12 protein-coding genes are annotated in these 18,812 nt (G+C 39.1%); 3 read left to right on the forward strand and 9 right to left on the reverse strand.

Annotated features, from left to right (window positions below; all coding sequences use genetic code 11):
• Window position 1: 1 nt before the first annotated feature.
• Window positions 2-1,129, forward strand: coding sequence for a UDP-N-acetylglucosamine 2-epimerase (non-hydrolyzing) (gene wecB, locus J2Y37_RS10055; protein WP_349032715.1), 1,128 nt, complete (start codon window positions 2-4; stop codon window positions 1,127-1,129).
• Here the strand turns inward: wecB and J2Y37_RS10060 are convergent.
• From J2Y37_RS10060 to J2Y37_RS10100, 9 genes are all read right to left on the reverse strand, one after another.
• Window positions 1,126-1,953, reverse strand: coding sequence for a hypothetical protein (locus J2Y37_RS10060; RefSeq protein WP_349032716.1), 828 nt, complete (start codon window positions 1,951-1,953; stop codon window positions 1,126-1,128). The genes wecB and J2Y37_RS10060 overlap by 4 nt on opposite strands.
• A 55-nt stretch (window positions 1,954-2,008) precedes the next feature.
• Window positions 2,009-3,856, reverse strand: a complete 1,848-nt coding sequence (locus J2Y37_RS10065; protein ID WP_349032717.1) for a hypothetical protein — start codon at window positions 3,854-3,856, stop codon at window positions 2,009-2,011.
• Between the two features lies 1 nt (window position 3,857).
• Window positions 3,858-5,108, reverse strand: a complete 1,251-nt coding sequence (locus J2Y37_RS10070) for a glycosyltransferase (RefSeq protein WP_241322754.1) — start codon at window positions 5,106-5,108, stop codon at window positions 3,858-3,860.
• Entirely contained in the window at window positions 5,095-6,000 is a 906-nt protein-coding gene (locus J2Y37_RS10075) for a hypothetical protein (protein ID WP_349032718.1), read from the reverse strand. Before J2Y37_RS10075 ends, J2Y37_RS10070 begins: the two co-directional genes overlap by 14 nt.
• Window positions 6,000-6,782: a hypothetical protein gene (locus tag J2Y37_RS10080; protein WP_349032719.1), complete on the reverse strand. Its 783-nt coding sequence runs from the start codon at window positions 6,780-6,782 to the stop codon at window positions 6,000-6,002. Before J2Y37_RS10080 ends, J2Y37_RS10075 begins: the two co-directional genes overlap by 1 nt.
• A gap of 20 nt (window positions 6,783-6,802) precedes the next feature.
• Window positions 6,803-8,308 carry a deoxyribodipyrimidine photo-lyase gene (locus tag J2Y37_RS10085; protein WP_349032720.1) on the reverse strand — a complete coding sequence of 502 codons (1,506 nt, stop codon included), beginning with the start codon at window positions 8,306-8,308 and terminating at the stop codon, window positions 6,803-6,805.
• A gap of 120 nt (window positions 8,309-8,428) precedes the next feature.
• Window positions 8,429-8,911, reverse strand: coding sequence for a peptidylprolyl isomerase (locus tag J2Y37_RS10090; RefSeq protein WP_005197827.1), 483 nt, complete (start codon window positions 8,909-8,911; stop codon window positions 8,429-8,431).
• Window positions 8,912-9,032: 121 nt separating this feature from the next.
• Window positions 9,033-10,319, reverse strand: a complete 1,287-nt coding sequence (locus tag J2Y37_RS10095; RefSeq protein WP_349032721.1) for an NAD(P)/FAD-dependent oxidoreductase — start codon at window positions 10,317-10,319, stop codon at window positions 9,033-9,035.
• 93 nt (window positions 10,320-10,412) lie between these two features.
• Window positions 10,413-11,654: a D-alanyl-D-alanine carboxypeptidase PBP6B gene (locus J2Y37_RS10100; RefSeq protein WP_349032722.1), complete on the reverse strand. Its 1,242-nt coding sequence runs from the start codon at window positions 11,652-11,654 to the stop codon at window positions 10,413-10,415.
• 285 nt (window positions 11,655-11,939) lie between these two features.
• Between J2Y37_RS10100 and J2Y37_RS10105 the strand changes: the two genes are divergently transcribed.
• Window positions 11,940-13,643 carry a PDZ domain-containing protein gene (locus J2Y37_RS10105; RefSeq protein WP_349032723.1) on the forward strand — a complete coding sequence of 568 codons (1,704 nt, stop codon included), beginning with the start codon at window positions 11,940-11,942 and terminating at the stop codon, window positions 13,641-13,643.
• A 397-nt stretch (window positions 13,644-14,040) separates the two neighbouring features.
• A partial coding sequence (locus J2Y37_RS10110) for a hypothetical protein (protein WP_349032724.1) occupies window positions 14,041-18,812 on the forward strand: 4,772 nt, incomplete at its 3' end.

Raw genomic sequence — 18,812 nt, forward strand, 5'->3', positions numbered from 1 at the left:
CATGAAAAAACTGATTTCGATTGTATTTGGTACTCGTCCTGAACTGATCAAACTTGCCCCCGTCATTTTGCTGGCTCAACAAGATGAGCGTTTTCAAGTCGAAGTGATTTTTACGGGGCAGCATGATGAATTGGTACGTGATGCGATTGAGTTCTTTCAAATTAAAATAGATCACCGATTAAAAATGATGAATGCAGGACAAAGTTTAAACCAATTGTTGATTCAAGGTTTGAGTCAATTAGAAGGGATTTTTAATGACGGGAAACATCGTGATGCAATTGTGATTCAAGGCGATACCACTACAGTTTTATCGGCTGGATTGGTCGCATTTTCTATGAAAATACCTGTGGCGCATGTGGAAGCCGGTTTGCGTTCTTATGATTTAGATCATCCATTTCCTGAGGAGGGAAATCGCCAATTGGTCTCTAGAATCACTAGATGGCATTTCGCGCCAACGGAACAGTCCAAACAAAACCTGTTACAGGAACATATTTTAGCAGAGTGCATTACCGTAACAGGCAATACCGTTGTTGATGCAGTTTATCTGGGGCGTGCGTTGATTCATCAACAAGTCACGCAACAAGATCATTTACAGCAGCACGGTTTGGTCTTTCCAGAAAATGCGCGGATTGTATTGATCACAGCGCATCGTCGGGAAAATTTTGGCGAAGGCATTGAAAATATTTGTCATGCGGTTGAATATTTAGCGCAACATTACCCTGATGTTCATTTTGTTTGGCCAGTGCATTTAAACCCAGCAGTACATGATGTAGTCCATGGTAAATTTTCTCATCATGCACAGGTTCATCTCGTCAAACCATTAGACTATCCAAGTCTACTTGCGGTGATTGATCGTGCCGCGTTTATTTTGACAGATTCAGGTGGCTTACAAGAAGAAAGCCCTTCGTTTAACAAGCCAGTGCTTATTTTGCGAGAAACCACAGAGCGCCCTGAGGTGGTCCAAGTGGGTGCGGGGATTTTAGTTGGCACAGATCAAGCGAAAATCATCGCAGAAGCTGAAAAATTACTTTCAGATCAGGCACATTATGCACGTATGGCAAATGTGCCGAATCCGTTTGGGGATGGTAAAGCATCACAACGAATTTTGGATCAAATTGCTCAGGGCTAATGAGATGTTTTCGCTTTAGCACTTGAACCGTATTTGAGTTTATACCACCATGCCACCACATAGACGGTCATACGGTTCATATAATGTGGGCCATCAAAGATATAAACTTTTTGCCCTTCGTAAGCTTTCAGTTGTTCAATGATTTCCCAAGGATAGGCTGAACGAAACTTTCCGTTTTGGGTGGCGCGAAAGGCTTCTAAAACAATAATTACTTTTTCTTGTCCGAATTCTTGTTGTAAGCCATCTAGGATTATTCTCGCTTGTTGGGGTGAGCGCGTGCCCACACCAACGCCGTCTTGAAAGAATACGTGAGTTTGTTCGGGCAACCAACTTTTCAGCCATACATCAAAGTGTTCTGGCATAGCTTCAGCACTATAGATGCTGACCCAAAGTGGTTTGGGGAGGGTGCTCAAAGCTTGTCCTAAAATCCCTACACCGAGCCAAGTTGGATCAGCTTCGACTGGAAAGTAATATCCTTTCAATGGGACGGATTGGGTTTTATCAATAATTTGTTGAGAGTTTGCTGCAAGTTGAACCACTTTAGAGCGAGCTTGTTTTTCGTCATATTCGCCAGCCAAGCCCAATATAATATTTTCTGCCCATGGATTTTGATTGAGCTGTTTAAGATTGATGTTTTTTTCCCATTTGGTGAAACCGATATCATGATCGAACCAAGATTTGGTTTGTACAACAGACCATTGGGGAACAAAAGTTGATACACCCAATAGATCCCAATTTCCTGTAGGGGGCGTTGTTTTTAAATCGGGCTGCCAAAACATTCCTTCAATGTGTGGAGGTTGCGCTTCTGATTGAATCAGATGCATGCAACCTCCCAAAAGTGTGAGGACTGATATAGTTAAAGCAATGATACGTTTTAAATTATTCACTCTTATTTTTAGCATTTGGTTTTTTTCGCCAGTACCAGAGCAAGATGATAAGAATCATAATAGCAGAGATAATAGAAACCAAAATAAAGAAAGAGGATTGTTGAACCAGAGGTACTTTCTGATTTCCTACAATAATTTTCTGTAAGGTAAACACTTGCCCATTTTCAGTCACCAATATTTTACTGGCATTGTTTGGAATATCTTGTTGAATTTTCTCCCATAGTTGAGTGAAATTCTGAGCACCACTGATTGAGTCAGTGAGAATATCAAAGCGTTGATCAGTGACACTGACTAAAAATCCATGCGTTGCGGCAGGAAGATAAACCATATCTTTATGCATTAAGATTTGTTGGCGATAGATATTCGGGTTGACGTGGACATTAATCAGTTCTGGTTTCGCAGGGTCGAATTTAACAAAATTTAATGGAACTGGATCATTGGTCATCAGCATTTTTTTGGCGACTTGGCTCACGATCATTGCGATTTCCAAACTCCCGGACTGACCATCAATCGCAATTGTCGGGTGTGTTGCGAAGGTCATGGATAGTGATGCAACCCCATTTTTCAGTTTATGCGGTAATTTAACCGTCGATTTCTTTGTATCAATCCATAAAGAACCTTTTGCTGTCGGTAAACATTGTGAATTGACGATCACAGAGTTTTCCAACTTCATACTAAAGGTTGTGTTATTCGAAATTGTTTTTGCAAAATAGTTAAATTGTCGATTGACTGGGTCTGAATCTAAGTCAGCCGTTTTTAGACTTCCAGCCAGTCCACCATCGATCCACGTGGTAATATTTGAACCTTCTAATAAACCACTTTGAACCCGAAGCGCAATCTGACCTTGTAAAATATCAGTGGGTTGCCAAACAGCAGGGAAAGTAAGGAAAAGATTTTTTTCAGCTTGATTTAAACGAAAATCACTAATACCAAGATCAGCCAGTGTTTTAATTTGTTTAATTTTGGCCCAAGTTGGAGCAGCAAGTTTATCAGTTAGAAAGGTGGATGAAGTATTCAGTTGTTGCAAATAGTGAGGATTTAATAATCCATTAATTGCGGACTCTAACTTTTTAGCTTGATCATATTGGATACTTAAAATAGGAACGTCATTTTGAGCACTGAGTTGTACTAAGGTGCCATTTGGCAATGGCGTTGCTGATTTAGAAATCTCAATCAAAAAATCTGCATTTTCACCCTCGGGTGGGTTTTGCTCATACCATTTAACTGGTGTAACAGAACCCCATGCGCTCATTAAACGCCCGAGCATTGAAGCTTCGTTTAGATTGGCTGGATTGTATTTGAGCACACCGATAAACGGCGTTGGACGCACCACTTGTGGATTAAATAGTGCATCAGGTAATTCTTTCAAATGATAAAGTGGGCGATGTCGAGTGTAATCAATTTTTGAGTTGCTTAAATAGGTGACTTGATCTACATCCTCACTACAAAAGGTGGTTCGATCTGCTGCTGGGGATGTGCGGGGAGAGTACTGTTGTATAATAAAATCTAAACGATGAAAGCCACTTGGGGCTGCGGGGATATCAAAGCTGATTTCGCCTGATCCGTTGAGCTGAGTGTTATATATGAGCTTATCATCATATTTCACCAATAAAGTGGTGTAGTGTTCTGTTGAATAGTCACTGCTAAAACGAATACTTTGCCATTCAGAACCCTTACCGACATAAAAGAAATGTGGCTCAATGGTGTATTTGTTGGACGTGTTAATATTGTCAAATGTCCACGTATTCAATGTATCTGCAAAAGTAAATACAGGCAAAGAGAGGGCTGCACTTGCTAATAATGTTTTGAAAATGGGATGATTTAATCGGTTTTTTTTCATTTTATTTTCTCTCCTTGCTACGTTCAGTTTTATACCACTGTAGTGAATTTCCTTGTATCTTATTTTTCAGCATGTCATAAGCCGCTTTAAATACGATAAATAAGAATATTTGTGAATAGGTCACGTAAGATAAAACTGCGAAGAAATATAGTTGAGGTTTTGCTCGTTCTAAAGATAAGGTGAACCACATCTGTGCCACATACAAGCAAAACGATAACGCCCATAACAAGGTAAAGGGTCCAGGTAAAGTAATACCTGCAATACCGAGTAAGCCTAAGGTCAAGGTGATGTGACTCCAAATTAGTGCGGGAACGAATAACACATAGCACATGATGTTGTTAAAAATTTCGATGCCAATCGGAAAGGGCTTTCTTAAAGCGATTGGTAAATATTTACTGGTGACATAGAAGTTGCCTTGAGTCCAGCGTGATCGTTGTTTGATGAAAACGCTCAAAGAAGGTGGATCTTGTTGCCAACCTACAGCATAGGGTACCCATTTAATTCGTCTTTGACCGAGAAAGATTCGGAAACTCATTTCCGTATCATCAACCAATGATTTTTCATCAAAACCACCAAGGGTTTCTAAGGCATCACGCCAAATTACATAGTTGGTTCCCATTAGGGTTGAAAGTTCAAAGCGTTGCCAACGACCTCCTTGGAAGATCCATTGAAAGAAAATAAATTCAATCGCTATAAAGCGAGTTAAAATACTATCGCGCCAATTACGGGTACGTACTTTGCCATTTACCGCAACCAGTTTTTTATCAGCAAGTAAAGTTTGGGCGAGTAGGCGTACACAGTCTGGTTCAGGCGTACTGTCTGCATCATAAACAATGATAAGTTCACCTTTGGCATGGGGTAAACCATTGTTCAGTGTTCGAGATTTGCCTTTTCCACCCATACCTTTTGGTACATTGACAATCTTAATACAGGGATAAATGGCTGCCATACGTTCAGCAATTTCAAGCGTATCGTCTTTAGAGCCATCATTGATCAATAAAACTTCATAAGCATGTGCGGGATAGTCTTGCTGCGCAATGGCATGTAGGGTGTCTTCAATCACCACACCTTCGTTATAAGCTGGAATAAGCACACTCAACATCGGCCATTCGGCTGGAATGGGTAAGTTTTCTAGCTCTTTGGCTGCATTTTTTGAGTATTTCCACGCTTGGTAACTCAACCATGCCCAAAACGCCTGTGGAATCCAGATCCCAAGAAAGCCGAATAAGAACAGAATATCAATTGCGGGCATGTATTCTCCTCCTTCGAATCATGGCAATGCTCAAAATGAGCAGTAGTGTGCCACCTAGCAACACCGAAGCCCATGAGATCGAACTTCCAAAGCTACTGAGTAGGCTAGGAAAGTGGAGTGACAATAAATAGTCCAGTGGAATTACGACGGTACTTAACGCAATCATGAAATAGCCGAAGATGTTGGTTTCAACACCTGCGGGTGTACTGATATATTTAATCTTATTAAAGTTCCATGATATGCCTAGCTGAGGATATTCGATATTGGTTATAGGCATGTCTGCCGGCGGGTTAATAAGAATTTGATAGCCAGTGGTTTGTGATGTGTTGGTCGTGGCTTGATAAAAAAAATGTTGATGGTGCTGAATTTTACGTGCAGGAATAGACAATTTATTGGGATCGTCTGATTGAATAATATAATTACCTGCAGGTTGAGCAATCAGGTTTTCATCCCAACCTGTTTCGATCAGTGCTGCTAAAGGTCTGAGTCCGAGTGCAGTTGAAAATGTTGCTTTTGATGCAAAATATTTTGGATGCCGCATTTGAAAGAGTGCAATCGGAATAGCACCTTCATTGACTGCTTTTTTAATTTTATAATATTCAATGATACTAAAATAATCATCTGGCAAAATGACTCCTGGTTTGACACCTTTATCAATTAATCGTTTGAAACTTTCAGACTGTAATTGATCAGCGGTAAAGACTGGCCACCACGTTTCTGGGAGAGCAAATAGTTGTCTAACCGCTTCAGGAGCTTCAAGTTGAGAATTTAATTTAGTTTTTGCTGGTTGAATGGCGCAGTGGTAATACTGCTGATAAAACTGTTGTAAGGTTGTGTCTGGAACATGTTCGGTTGCAATCAGCAAGCCACAAATATTAAGAAGTACGGACATCAGGGCACCTCTTTGATTTGTTGAGATTGGGAGAGATACTCAGTGTGCTGTTCAATTTTAAGTTTTAAGACGGTGAGTTCTTGTAATTGTTGAATAAAAAGTGGATGGGGATGATGTTCATCTATGCTATTTTCATCATGGATAACAATACTTTTGATTTCGCTGAGTTCTTCATTAATAAAATGATAAATCACACCGTCTCGTTCGGTCGATAATATCGCCATGATCTTATTTTGAGTTTCTTTCCAGATGTCTTCACCCAACATTTCTCGAATCAGTATGGTATTGCTAATCTTGATACTGATCACTTCATAGTGGTCTTTATGGGTGAGTTGCAATAACTTTTTAAGCTGATCTTGAAAGTGCTTCAGTGCAGTGAGTGGTAAAATATCATGTTGATAATTTCGGTCATAACTTTGGATCGCACGATAGCTTGCCAATGCATTTTTAATATTATGACGGATGGCACTTAAAAAAATGGGGGCGATCGGTGCTACAAATAAGAGTAAAAGTTGACGTTCAATATAGGTTTGATTAGCCAGATCTAAAAAGAAATAGACCGCAATCGAAATAAACATGATCAAGCCCAATATTAGCGCTTTTCCAACAGTTAAGTATGCGCCCGCGATAACAAGGATCAGAAGGAAGATCCAACTGCCACGATAACTTGCTGGCAACCACTCGTAAGCGACTATACCCATAAAAACTTGAGCGGAGATAATCCATAAGAGCAGTGCTGGGGCGGGATTCTTCTGCATAGTAATTTTAGTTTTATTCAGCATGTTTTGTGATCAAATTATCATTAATTTTTGGTGATTACGATAGTTTTTCTGTTATTAGGGTTTGTTGACATTTCCGTCTCCTCATGCAGATATGCTTTGAATGTTTCGATTGCACGAACACGACTGCTTTTTAGATCCACGATCGGCGCTGGATAATTTAAGCTTTTGACTGCATTTTTAGCATAAGGTTCATGGATTGATTTGTCATCTAAATCAGCAAGTTCAGGCAGCCACGTGCGAATATAATCTCCTTGTGGATCAAATTTTTGCGATTGATTGACTGGATTGAAGATACGGAAATAAGGTGCAGCATCGGTACCTGTTGATGCACACCATTGCCATCCACCATTATTGGCAGCCAAATCTCCATCAATCAGATGTTGCATAAACCATTGTTCGCCCTTACGCCAATCAATCAGCAGATTCTTGCTTAAGAACATGGCACAGATCATGCGGACTCGATTGTGCATCCAACCTGTGGCGAGTAATTGACGCATACCTGCATCAACAATTGGAATGCCTGTTTGTCCTTGTTGCCATTTTTCAAGTCCAATTGGATCATCACGCCAGCCAATATTTTGGGTGGAGGATTTAAACGGCAAATGTTTTGAAACTTTGGGGAAATCAAACAGAATATGTTGATAAAACTCGCGCCATAACAACTCATCTAGCCATGTTTGTTGACCTTCTGATTGGATAATAAAATCACCTTGTTGTTGGCGAAATAAGGCTTGGATACATTGACGGATTGAGATGATACCAATATTCATATAAGCCGAGAGTTGACTGGTTCCTGCTTGGGCAGGCAAATCGCGTTCATTTTTATAGTTGATTACTTTCTCATCCATAAATTGGTCGAGTAAATGCAGTGCGTATGCTTCACCGATTTTCCAAGTCGCTATGCATGACTGAGGAAGTTTTGTCGCGTAGTGTTGCTGTAAGGCATCAATATCGGTTTGTATGCTTGATGAAAAATCACAGCTAATTGGGGGTTGAGTCTCAGGTGACGGATAACATTGGGGTAAAGCATGCTGTAAACGTTGATAGCAGGTTTTCTTGAATGCACCAAAGACTTGATAAGGTAAATTGGATTGATTGCGAATCGAGGCAACAGGGAAAAGCGTACGATCATTGAGTAGAATAAGGTCTTTTTTATGCTGATTTAATAAAGTTTGAATATCATGATCACGTTTTAACTCATTTACACCGAGCTCAATATTGGCATATACATGTTGAATTGGAACAAGTTCAATTAAATCCGAAAAGAACAGTGCTATATCTTTCCAAAGCGGCACTGTCACAGTGATGAGTGGAATATTTAACGCAGTAAGCTCTTGTTTAAGGTGTTGTAATTGGCGTAAGTAAAACTCAATTTTAATCGGGGCATCATCATGCAGTTGCCATTGTTCAGGTGACAAGATCACCAGAGCAATCGTAGGGCCTGTTTGTGTAGCATGCCAAAGGGCAGCATGATCATGAATTCTGAGATCTTGGCGAAACCAAATCAGTTGATAATCGCTTTGCATAAAGTAAGAACCACTCAATTTATTAGAACAAGTAAGGTGTTTTTCTTATTTTATAAAAGTGAATGTGAAGAAAAAGCAAAGCCGAGGCTTTGCTTTTTGTAGTGCTAATTCATAAATGAATTAGTGGTGATGACCACCTGCACCGTGTACGTGACCGTGATCTAATTCTTCTTGAGAAGCATCACGAATTTCTACGATTTCAACTTCAAAAGTAAGGTCTTGACCTGCAAGCGGGAAGTTTGCATCAACAAGAATGTTGTCACCTTCAATCGCTTTAACTGTTACGATCTGTACGCCGTCATCAGTTTGAGCTTGGAATTGCATACCCGGTTGGATGTTGTCTACACCTTGGAACATTTGAGCTGGAACTTCTTGCACGAGGTCAGGGTTGTATTCACCGTAACCTTCCGCAGCTGGAACGTTTACTGTGAATTTCTCGCCAACAGTTTTACCTGTAAGTGCATTTTCTAAACCAGGAATGATGTTGCCTGCGCCGTGCAAATATGCAAGTGGTTCACCTTGAGATTTGTCAAGTGTTTCACCCTCAGCGTTTGTTAAAGTGTAGTGGAATGAAACCACGTGATTATTTGCAATAGCAGTCATGTTTTAAATCCATGTCATTAATTTAGGTGTATATCATAAAGTGAAAAATAGTTTTTGTAGACCATTTTCCACTTTTTGAAACGATTTCATTATAAATAGGCACGAAATTAAAAATTTCAACTCAATATAGTTTAATTTTTGGGCGGACACGTCTTGTGAGTAAATCTTTCATGGTCAGCATCCCCGCTTGGGTATAACCATGAATATTGGCTTGGTGTAGTCGATACAAAGAAACATACATGGTTTTGGCAATAAAACCTTGCACACTGACATCACCCAGCAATTCTCCAACAGCTTGATTGCGGCTTAAAGAAACCAGCGATCCTTTGTCGTTAAAGATAAACATCGGTTGTGGTGAGCCTGATAACCGTGCTGCTAATGCATCGACCAAGAAAGTTGCTTGTTGGCTTGCCACTTGTGCACGTGGTCCTAAAGGTGGTTGGCGCGCATCTAACTGACAATGTGCACAATCACCAAAAGCGAATATATTTGGATCCGAATAGGTTTGTAGCGTTGCATAGACCATTAAACGGTTAATTTTGTCACGTTTAAAATCAGTAAAAGACTCTAGAACTTTAGGTGCTTTGACGCCGGCAGCCCATACCGTAATATCCGAATGCAAAACATGCCCATTACTAAAGTAGACATTAGACTGATCTACTTTTTGTACTTTGTGCTCCGTCAGAACCTCGATGCCCATTTTCTTAAGTTGCTTGGCGCTATGCGCTGCTGTTTTCTCATTCAGTGCAGGCAAGATACGATCAGATGCTTCGATTAAGGTGATTTTGACTTGCTTCGGATTAATTTTCTTTAATCCATAACGATAAAAGTTCTTGGTGGTTTCAATCAGCTCTGCCGCCAATTCAACCCCAGTCGCACCTGCACCAACGATTCCTATATTCAAGGCACGGTCATTGGGTTGATTTTGCGCTTCGATATAAAGATGGAATAAATCTTGTTGGAAAATGTCTGCTTGTTGACGACTATCTAGGAAATGGCAATATTCGCGAACACCTTCAGTACCAAAATCATTTGAGACTGAGCCAACAGCCAGCACCAAAGTGTCATAGCCTAAGCTTTGAATTTGTGGCGTGTGTTCTTTGGAAAGCTGAGGGGGAGCGAGGGTAATTTGTTTTTGATCTTTATTAACCTCAATTAAAGTACCAAGCACAAATTCAAAGTGATGCTTTTCTGCGTGAGCAAAATAATTGGTTTGTTCTTCGTGAGGGTTGATTGAGCCAGCAGCGATTTCGTGAAGGAGCGGTTTCCAGATATGGGTAAGGTTCTGATCGACTAAAGTGATTTTAGCTTTGTTACGTCGACCAAAACGTTCACCGAGTTGTGTTGCAAGCTCTAAACCACCTGCGCCACCGCCCACAATCACGATATGATGTAAGGTTTTGCTCATGATTAACCTGATTATTTTTGTGAAAGGATGGGGGGATTATGCCATCCTTTTTTTATTTGTGTATGGTTAATCTTGATAAAATTAGTCGAGTTTCTATCCTTGATTTAAAGGATGAAGTTTGGCAGCTTGATTATCATTTGTTGAGAAAAACGAGAACAAGTTGGAAAACCAAGTCATGATTCTTTGAAAAAGATTGGCTTCTTCAATTTGCACATCATTTTCAATTTGTAAGCTACGAAGTAACTGATTATTTTGATAAATTGAAACCGTGGCGAGGTTCATGGCTTGGGTCAATGGTGCAGTTAAATGTTGTTGATTAAGTTCAATATTGATATGCGTATTGGTCGTTTGTAGCGGCTCGACTGGAATGATTTGTTGATTTGTATCAAGCACCTGAATCCGTTGAGTGGCTAAATCAAAAGTATTTAAATCAATCGGTGCGGGTTGAGCATATAAAGACGTAGTCACAATGGTTGGCTGTTGTGTTTCAACTTTAAACATTTTCAAAGTTGATTTAATCACTGGAAGTTCTGCAATCAGCCTATGCTTTGGAATGACTTCTTCATCACGTGTATAGGTATAAGCCAAGTTCATTAACTTGTGTGCTACCTCAGCGCGTTTGATGGCGTTTGGCGTGCCCAAAACGACCACAATCAAACGTCGGCTATCTACATGTGAATTAAACGTAGGGCGCTCTGCGGTTAAAGCTAAATTGTAGCCTGCTGCTTTGGTATAACCCGTTTTTAAGCCGTCAGAGGTCGGATCCATTTTGAGGGCAAGGTTAGTTGCACGATGGAAACGTTGATTGTAGCTAAAACTTGGCATTTTTGAGTAAATCAAATAGTCTGGTGTTTTGGTGACAATGGCTTGCGCGAGTAAACTGAGATCGGCAGCAGTCGAATAATGATCGGTCATGGTAATGCCTGACGGATTACTAAAATGCGTATCTTTCATGCCTAAAGCTTGGGCTTCTTGATTCATTCGAGCCAAAAATTGCGGCACGCTCCCTGAGATTTTTTCAGCTAATGTTAATGCAGCATCATTGGCAGACATGATGATTAGGCCTGCTAATAGTTGATCTACAGAAATTTGTTCGCCAGCTTTCAAATACATTTGTGACTCATCCCACATCACTGAATTGACAACAGGTGTGGCGGTAAGCACGTCTTCTTTGCGTAATTTACCTGCTTCAATTTCTTTTAAAGCGATATAAGCCACCATCATTTTGGTCAACGATGCTGGCGCACGCTGCACATGACTATTGTGTTCAGCAATGATTTGTCCCGACTGTACATCGATGATCGACCATGCCTGAGCTTCGACTGTTTCGGGCATAATATTGAGTAAATTTGCATGTGTTAGCTGAGCAAAAAGCATGCTAAGAAATAAACAGAGGGAGAGATAAAATTTCACTTAAATACCTTTTACAGCCGATCCAGTGGCATGAACGCAAGAAAAGCATGCTATGACTTTTCTGCTATAGAATCTAGGGGGGCTGTTGACATTTTATATATGAATTGCGTTGTAGGCTAAACTTTTGCAGACAATTTCGACAACTGCGCAAGACTTTGTAAAAAAATGATAAGCTGTGAGAAATCTTTCTATTTGCTTTTTTGAACTATGCTGCACTATCAAATTGAGTTCGATGATTATCGCCAACACCTTATTCATGTCACGCTTCGTTTTCTTGCCAACCCAAATCAAGAACTTTGGTTGCCCACTTGGATTCCGGGGAGTTATCTGATTCGTGAGTTTTCAAAACATATCGAGTCGGTTAAAGCATCGGATGAAGCAGGGCGTTTACTCAGTATTAAGAAAACCGAGAAAAATCGCTGGCGGTTATTCAATACCGATCATGAATTGATTACGGTTGAATATGATGTCTATGCATACGATTTATCGGTGCGTGGTGCTTATGTTGATCAAACCCGTGTCTATGTCAATCCAGCTTGTGTTTGTTTAGGACTTCAGGATCAAGAACAATCACCATGTGAAGTGGAACTGTTCCTACCGAATGAATTGAAGCATTTTCAGATTGCTACAGGTTTGCCTGCGAAAAGTTTAGTCAAAGGACGTTTTACTTTAAAAGCTGAAAATTATGATCAGCTGATTGATAGCCCATTTGAACTCGCTGATCAAAGTCGTTTTAGTTTTGAAGCAAATGGTATTCCACACGAGTTTGTGATTTCAGGAAAACACAGTACCAATCTACAACGTTTACAAGCCGATATCGAAAAAATATGTCGTACTGAAATCGATATGTTTGGCTCAGCACCCTTTCAAAACTATAGCTTTATGACCATGGCGACAGGCAATAGTTATGGTGGTTTGGAACATTGCAATAGCACTAGTTTGATTATACCTCGGGATGACCTACCAAAAGAAAATGAGGCGGAAGAACCATCTAAGGACTATCAACGTTTCTTAGGTTTATGTAGTCATGAATATTTCCATTCATGGTTAGTGAAATTTATTCGCCCAGAAAACTTTGCCAATTATGATTTGCACAAAGAGGGCTATACCAGCTTACTTTGGATATTTGAGGGTTTTACCTCTTATTATGACGATCTGATTTTGTTACGTAGTGGCGTGATTTCACAAGCGTCGTATTTGGACTTATTAAAAGCGCAAATTGATCGTTATTTACAAAATCCTGGACGTTTTATTCAGTCCGTTTCTGAGTCAAGTTTTGATGCTTGGATTAAGTTCTATCGTCAGGATGAGAACTCCATTAATGCAGGCACAAGTTACTATAACAAAGGCAGCTTAGTGGCGCTTTGCTTAGATTTAGGTCTACGTTTAAGAGGTTCAAGCCTAGATGCTTTGATGCGTCGTTTATATGAAAATACGCAACAGGGAATTCAGGTCAATGATCGTACGGTTTTTGAGTTGTGCCATGAACTGACGGGTAATGATTGGATTGAGCAAATCAATCATTTGATCAATACCACTGAAGAACTGCCGCTTGATCAATTATTACCTGAGTTTGGTTTAAGTTATACGATCAAAAATGAAAAAGCACTTCCATTTGGTCTGAAAACTGTCGATAAAGCAGAGGGTGTATTGGTACAGCAAATTCGCCGTGACAGTGCAGCAGCTCAGGCGGGATTATCTGCCAATGATGTGATTATTGCCATTGATGGTTTAAAAGCATCAGAGAAATTGCTCGCCCAATATTCGAAGCAGCAAGCTTCATTTACCGTATTTGCTTTCCGTCGAGATGAGTTGTTGCAATTTGAGCTTCAGGGAGGAGAAAATCCACTCACCACGGTTGAATTGAAAGTTGAAGATCAAAGCAAAGTAGATGCTTGGTTGAAAGTATAAGATATAAAGAGAGAGGAGACGCCTTCTCTTTTATTCAAATGCGGAGATTGATGATCGAATAAGATGATCAATCTCGTTTTGTATTAGATATTTAAATAATTAGGGTCTATTAACACTCCATAGTTTTATGCTTTGTTTCGTAGCATTATACGTAATTGATAATTTTTATTAAAAACACAAAGCCCATCTAAAAAGTCAACAGACTTTAATATAAAAATGTCGAAATTATTTTTTATAGGGCATTTTAAAGTATGGTAAAAAATATTAGACTACGAGGTCTGTTTGATGGGATGTTGTGTTGAAATTTATGCAATATATTTAGATTATTTAGAATATCTTAAGTATATAATTTCAAACTTATTCTAATTTAGATCAAAAATAAAAATGAGGTTGTAACATGGTTGCGATTGTATCTGGAAATGGCTTAGGTTTATTTAATAGCTCATTTAATAATCTAGGTAAGCAAGGGGTACAAGGTAACGCAAGTTTTGGGCAAGCTCAACTTCAAAATTATGTCAATATCTCCGATGGTAATCTTATCATTCGTCAACTCGATCATAATCTCTCGGCTGTTGGAAAAGATATACAGTCCATCAAGACGTATAACTCTAAGGGTATTCTAAATGGAGATACACAATGGGGTGGGGAGTGGAATCGACGTCTCTCATTGGTTGGTAATCTGAATGCTGTAGGCAGTAAAATATTGATTACAGCAGAAGATGGCCATCAAATTACGTTTAACTTTAGTTCTACTAACAATTATGTTTCTACAGAAGGTGATGGTGCTTACGATAGGCTCAGGTTTGACAGTAATAATAATAGATGGGTAATGACAGATGGAAAAACCTTAGCAAGTGAAATTTACGATTATAATTCGGCTTTAAAAACAGGACGTTTAATCTCGGTTGAAGATAATAATGGAACCAATCTAGCCTATAGTTATGACGCATTAGATCGTTTGATTTCAATCAAAGATTTAAATAGTGCCGCGTTAAATGAGCTGATTTATAATTATGATGGTACAAGCAATCGAATCAAGCGTATAGATACCAAAGCAAATGGTGTCACCAACCAAAATGTTTATTATGAATATGATAGTTTAAATCGTTTATCAAAAGTTATCACTGATTTAACTCCGAATGATAATAGTATTGCAGACCAGAAGGTCTATACCACCAGCTATAGCTATGAACTCACTTCAAGTCGGATCGCTTCGATTACCCAAAGTGATGGCAGTTCCGTTCAATTTACCTATGAGCTGGATACTGTAACGAATACACATCGTGTAAAAACCGTTAGAGATAGTCAGGGTTTAACTACATTCACCTATGCTGTGAATAAAACCACTGTTGAAAATAGCTTAAAAGAAATTTGGGAATATAGTTACGATGCTAATAAACAGCTGATTAGTATTAAAAATGCCAATGCTGAGGTGTCATCCTTTAGTTATGACAGTCAAGGTAATGTGATTGGGATAATAGATAATGAGGGGAATAAACTTACTTATCGCTATGATAGCAATGGTAATTTAATAGAAGAATATAGCCATGACGGTAAAGCTATTAAATATACATATTCAGGAATCTCTAGACTACAAACAGTCACACAATTCAGTACCTTAGCAAATAAAGATGTAAATGATAATTGGATATTGCCAACAGGAGATGCGCAAAATATTAATTATGTTTATGATACTCAATCACGTTTGCGTTTTATCTTAAATGGTGAGCGAAATGTAGAGGAATATCTTTATAATGATAAAGGCCAATTGATAGGCAAAAGTAATTATCAGAATAAATATGGGACTTCGAGTAGTTTAACTTATATTGCTATAGAAAATTGGTCTAAAAAAGTACAAAAAAATAAGTTTATTAGCTATGAATATGATGTCTTGGGTAATCTTAAAAGAGAAGTCGCCTATAGCTCGATTAATAAGAGTATTGATGCATCTACGGGGTACATTGATAATCAGGGAATATTTGATGAATCTACGCAACTGATTGATTATGTATATGATCCCAAAGGACTGTTACTCCAAAAGATTATTCGTCACGGTGCCAACAGACAAACGGCAGCAGCAACCTCAGCTCAAGCGATGCAATCCTTTACCTATGATGGCTTGGGTCGGATTCTGACAGAGGTCAGCGCAGCTGGAACAACGACATATAGTTATGCTGCGGGTAAAATTACCGTAACAAATGCGGCTAATCTGATTACCACACAAAGCTTCGATAACTATGGTCGATTGCTTAATGTTGTACAATCTGCAACGAGTCAACCAAGTCGAACGACTAATTATGTTTATGATGAAGCAGGACGATTGGTTTATACAAAGCAACCTACGGGCAATGAACAATACAATTTCTATGATAAAAAAGGCAGGTTGGTTGGTGTTGTAAATAGCTCAGGTCTATTAATTGAATATGCCTATAATAAAAATGACCTACAAACCAAAGAAACCCGTTATGCAAATGCAGTAAACCCTACAGGATGGTTAGTCAACAACAGCGTTACGAAGAAACGGATTGAGGATATTCGCCCAGCTGTAAATAGCTTTGATCGCGTGATCCAAAAGGATTATGACAGTAGTAACCAGTTAGCGAGTATTAAGCAGGCCAATGGTACGTTAACTGAATATATTTATGACAACTTTGGTAATATCATTCAAACAAAAGTTGGTGATAGAGTTAGTCGTTATTTTTACAATAAAGATAACCTTCAAGTGGGTGCTTTAGATGCTGAAGGGTATTTGGTTGAAACGATTTATAATAGTGTAGGGCAGAAAGTTCAGGTTAACCGTCATAGTAAGTTAACGACAGAAAGTCTACGTGAGACAGGGACTTTGGCGCAGCTTAAGCCGACAGGTACTGATAATAAAACGCTTAGTACAATTTTTTTCTATGATGCTCAGAATAATCTTATTGGCTCAATTGACGACAATAAATTTATTACAGCATATATTTATAATCAAGAAAATAATACTGTAACTACTCGTCGGTATACCTCTCCAGCAACGACATCGGTTACTCTCTTTACTGTATGGAATGACTTTATTTCATCTATTCCAGCAAGTAATACCTACCAAGAGACGATTAAATATTATGATAATCAAGGGCGTTTAACGAAGTTAAGTGATACTCGTCAGGGCATTACAAGTTATACCTATGATAGTGCTGGTCGGATCATTATAGAAACGTTGGCGGCGGGTAGTGGCAACGAAAGACGTATTTATACTCGTTATAATGCCTTTGATGAGGTTACCCATGTATTGGCAGGTGAGCTTGCGCTTGAAATTAAGACAGGCATGACTGCTGCACAAGTTGATCAGGTTTATGAACAATATGGGATTAAGTCTTATTACGATGCGGCTGGACGTAAGAGTCATGTACTCAATCCAGCAGGTCAATTAACGACTTTTTATTATGACAAATCTGGTCGACTGACCCATAGTATTAATGCTGAAGGTAATGTGGTTGAAACCAGTTATAGCTTGTTTGGTGAAGTGAAGACAACTACTCAATATGTGAATAGTTTGTCTAAAACCGATGAAAATGTAACGGATCTAGCAGGCGCTGCTATTCCAGCTGCTTTTACAAATGCGGTTGGGGTGGGCAAGCGCTTAAAAGGTGGAGAGCTGACGACCACCCTTACGAGTTTAGTAACAGCAATTAAGAATACAACGAAAGATAAAGTTGAAAATTTCGAATATGACAAATTAGGTAATATTAGCAAGAAAACGGATGCCTTATTAAATAGTGTTGATTATCGCTACAATCAGTATGGTGAATTAGAGCTAGAAACTCGACAAATTACCCTAAACGGTATTAAAAAACCTGTACAAACACATTACCTCTATACCAAACGAGGTGAGCTGAAAAGTGCTATTTCAGATCATGGTGGATTAAATCAGACTACGAGCAAAGAATATGATGCTTTTGGTCGTGTGATTAAAGAAACAGACGCCAAAGATAATATTACCCGTTATAACTATGATAACTATGTTGCTGATCAAGGACGAACCATACAGGTTACATCTGCAAATAACAGTCTTACTAAAACTACATATGATGCGTGGAACCGTATCCTAACGGTAAATACCAATAACAACATCACCACGTATAGCTATGACGATAAAACGAGAACTTTAACCTTAAAAAGCCCAGAAGGTTTACAGACGATTACCCGCTACAATGAGTTTGGCGATGTAATAGATATCACAGAAGCGAATAATGGTAAAACCTCATATCTTTATAACAAAGACGGACAAAAAACTAAAGAAACCAATGCTGTTGGCGCATCCACTAGTTATATCTACGATAAAAACACAGGGCTGTTAAAAGAGACAACCAATGCTGTAGGGCTTAAAACAGAATACATTTATGATGATGCTAATCGAATTCAATCTCAACGCATTAAAATCTCAGACGACGAAGTCATCGAAACGCAATACCGTTATGATGGACAGGGGCGACGTTTAGAAGTTATAGAAGCTTATGGGAGGATTAATCAACGCTCGACCCAATACAATTATGATAAAGCAGGGCGGTTGATCTCAGTCATTCAAGATGCAACGGGTCTTAAATTCACAACAACATATGCCTATGATGAGACAGGGAGTGAGATCCGTGTGGTCGATAAAGGGATCACGACACTTTATATTTATGATGCATTGGGGCGCCGGGTTTCTGAGATAAAAGACCCGACAGGAGAGGCATTAAAAACCGAATATCGCTATGATCAAAACGGTAATTTGACCCGAAAGATCGATCCAGCTGGTAACAGTACTTGGTATGTTTACGATGCTGTAAACCAACTTACCCACACTGTAAATAGTATGGGGACCACAACGAGTTATGTCTATGATCTAAATGGACGAACTATTGCACGGTATGATTTTACGACATTGCAGAATGTAGCTACTTGGGAAAGTAAAGATAGCATTGTTGCATCAGAAATTACGGTAAGTAAAACAACAGCTAATCTGACTCGCTATGTCTATAACAAAGATGGACAACAGATTTATCAAATTGATGCACTCGGTTTTGTTGTTGAAAAGCAATACGATCAATTGGGTCAAGTTGTACATGTTAAATCATATGATAAATTAATCTCACTTTCGGGGGAGAGTCTTACTCAAACAAATGTTCAATCTGCACTTACAACCGCGAA

It is taken from the genome of Acinetobacter sp. 3657 (genome assembly GCF_031456775.1).
In the GTDB taxonomy this organism is placed as follows: Bacteria; Pseudomonadota; Gammaproteobacteria; order Pseudomonadales; family Moraxellaceae; genus Acinetobacter.